Source organism: Longimicrobium sp. (genome assembly GCF_036280135.1).
Lineage (GTDB): Bacteria > Gemmatimonadota > Gemmatimonadetes > Longimicrobiales > Longimicrobiaceae > Longimicrobium.
The window spans coordinates 1-2,713 of record NZ_DASURI010000280.1 but is presented as its reverse complement, the minus strand read 5'-3'; the positions used below and the strand labels follow the sequence as shown (position 1 = coordinate 2,713).

Annotated in this window: 2 protein-coding genes; both read right to left on the bottom strand. The window is 74.2% G+C overall.

The window, feature by feature from the left end:
- Nucleotides 1-457 (bottom strand): condensation domain-containing protein (locus VFZ20_RS08835; protein ID WP_329683494.1); only part of this gene is annotated, 457 nt, incomplete at its 3' end.
- Nucleotides 458-504: 47 nt separating this feature from the next.
- Nucleotides 505-2,713: amino acid adenylation domain-containing protein (locus VFZ20_RS08830; RefSeq protein WP_329683493.1), on the bottom strand; the 2,209-nt coding region annotated here is incomplete at its 5' end.

Sequence of the window (2,713 nt, the reverse complement as noted above, 5' to 3'; positions counted from 1 at the left end):
CCAGGTCGAACGGCTTCGCCTGCTCCATCCGCGCGCGGCGCTCCGTCTCGGCCGCGCGGTCATCCGCCGCCACGTGCGACAGGTCGTCCGCGGCGAGGCCGATCGGCATCTCCTCCAGCACCTGCTGCACGGGCTCGCCGTCCACCAGGCGAAAGACGGTGCGCAGGGCCTCGTGGCGCCCGACGACGGTCTCCAGCGCGCGGCGCAGGGCGTCGGCGTCCAGGGCGCCCTCCAACCGGACGGCGGCGGCCATGTTGTACGCCACGTTGCCCGCGTCCAGCTGCTGCACGAACCACAGCCGCTGCTGCGCGAACGAGAGCGGGACGGAACCCGTGCCCTGGCGCCGGGGAATGCCGCCGGCGGGCGCGCCCCCGGTTCCCTGCCCCCGGATGCGCTGCATCAGCTCGGCGAGCTGTTCGGGGGAAAGGCGGGCGAGTCTCTCGGAAAGCTGGTCCATGTCCTTCGCTCTGATCTACGGAGTACGGATGCGGCGGATGCGACAGGTCAGTCCCCGGCGGGGGCCGATTCCAGCTCGGCCAGCAGCCGCAGGAGCTCGTCCTGGGGCTGGGCCTCCAGCTGCGCCTGGGCAATGCGGACCGACAGCGCCTCGATGGTGGTGGCCTGGAAAAGCGTGTGCAGCGGCAGGCTCACGCCAAACGCCTGCTGCACCCGCGAGGCGACCTGCACGGCCAGCAGCGAGTAGCCGCCCAGGTCAAAGAAGTGGTCGTGCACGCCCACGCGCTCCACGCCCAGCACCGCACTCCAGATGGCGGCCAGCGTGGCCTCCACGTCCGAGCGGGGCGCCACGTACGCGGCCGTGCCGCGGGCGCCGCGCTCCGGCGCGGGCAGGGCCCGGCGGTCCAGCTTGCCGTTGGGCGAAAGGGGCAGCGCGGGCAGCGCGACGAACGCGGACGGCACCATGTGCTCCGGCAGCCGCTCGCGCAGGTACGCCCGCAGCGCTTCCGGCGCGGGCGCGTCGCCGGTCGCCACGGTGTACGCGACCAGGCGCACGTCGCCGGGCGTGTCCTCGCGGGCCAGGACGGCCGCCTCGCGCAGGGCCGGATGGGCGGCCAGCACGGCCTCGATCTCCCCCAGCTCGATGCGGAAGCCCCGGATCTTCACCTGGTGGTCCAGGCGACCGAGGTATTCGACGACGCCGTCCGCGCGCCAGCGGGCCAGGTCGCCCGTGCGATAGAGGCGCGCGCCGGGCGCCGACACGAACGGATCGGGGACGAACTTCTCCGCCGTGAGCGCGGGGCGGCCCAGGTAGCCGCGGCCCACCTGCACGCCGCCGATGTGCAGCTCGCCGGGCACGCCGGCCGGCACGGGCTGGCCGTCGCGATCCAGCACGTAGACGCGCGTGTTGGCCACGGGCCGGCCGATGGGCACCCCGCGGTCGGCGTCCGCCGGCGTGCAGGGCCAGTACGTCACGTCCACGGCCGCCTCCGTGGGGCCGTAGAGGTTGTGCAGCCGCGCGCCCGGCAGCGCCGCGTAGAAGCGGCCCACCAGGTCCGCCGGCAGCGCCTCGCCCGACGCCATCACGCGGCGGACGGACGCGCAGGCGCCGGCGTCCGCGTGGTCCACGAACGCGCGCAGCATGGACGGCACGAAGTGCAGCGTCGTGACGCCGTGGCGGCGGATGGCCTCCGCCAGGTACGCCGGGTCCTTGTGCCCCTCCGGCCTGGCGACGACGAGCGTGGCGCCCGTCATCAGCGGCCAGAAGAACTCCCACACGGACACGTCGAAGCTGAACGGCGTCTTCTGCAGCACCACGTCGTCCGCCGTCAGGCCGTACTCCGCCTGCATCCAGAGGAGACGATTGACGACGCCGCGGTGCGCGTTCAGCGCTCCCTTGGGGCGGCCCGTGGATCCGCTCGTGTAGATGGCGTACGCCAGCGCGTCGATGGAGACGTCCACGGACGGCGCCTGGGCGGGTTCGTCCGCGAGGGACGCATCCGCATCCACCGCCACGACCTGCGCCCCGTGGGACGGCAGATCGGCGACCAGCCGCGACTCCGTGAGCAGCACGCGGACGGCGCTGTCCTCCAGCATGTAGGCGATGCGGTCCGCCGGATACGACGGATCCACCGGCACGTACGCGCCGCCGGCCTTGAGCACGGCCAGGAGGGAGACGACCATCTCCACGGAGCGCTCCAGGCACACGCCCACCCGCGCCTCCGGGCCCACCCCCAGCGCGCGCAGCCGGTTCGCGAGGCGGTTGGCCCGCGCGTCCAGCGCCGCGTAGGTGACGGACTCCGCTCCGAAGACGACGGCGACGGCGTCCGGCGTGCGGGCCGCCTGTGTCTCGAAAAGCGCGTGGACCGTCTTCTCCGCGTCCGCGTAGTCCGCGTCCGTCGCGTTGTACGCGCCCAGCACCTCGGCCGCCTCGTCCGCGGGAAGCAGCGCCAGGCGCGAGACGGGCGTCTCGGGCGCGGCGGCGGCCGTCTCCAGCACACGGACGAAGTGGGCCGCCATCCGGCGGATGGTGGCCGCGTCGAACAGGTCCGCGTCGTAGCGCAGGGAGCCGGCGAGGGTGCCGTTCACCTCGCCCATGGCCAGGGCCAGGTCGAACTGCGCGGCGCCCGTCTCCACGGCCAGCGACTCGAGGGCGAGCGATCCGCGCGCCTCGCGCACGCCGTCCAGCCCCAGCGCGCACGCCGTGGCGGACGGAAGCCGATCCGCCTGCTGCAGGACGAACAGCGCCTGCACCAGG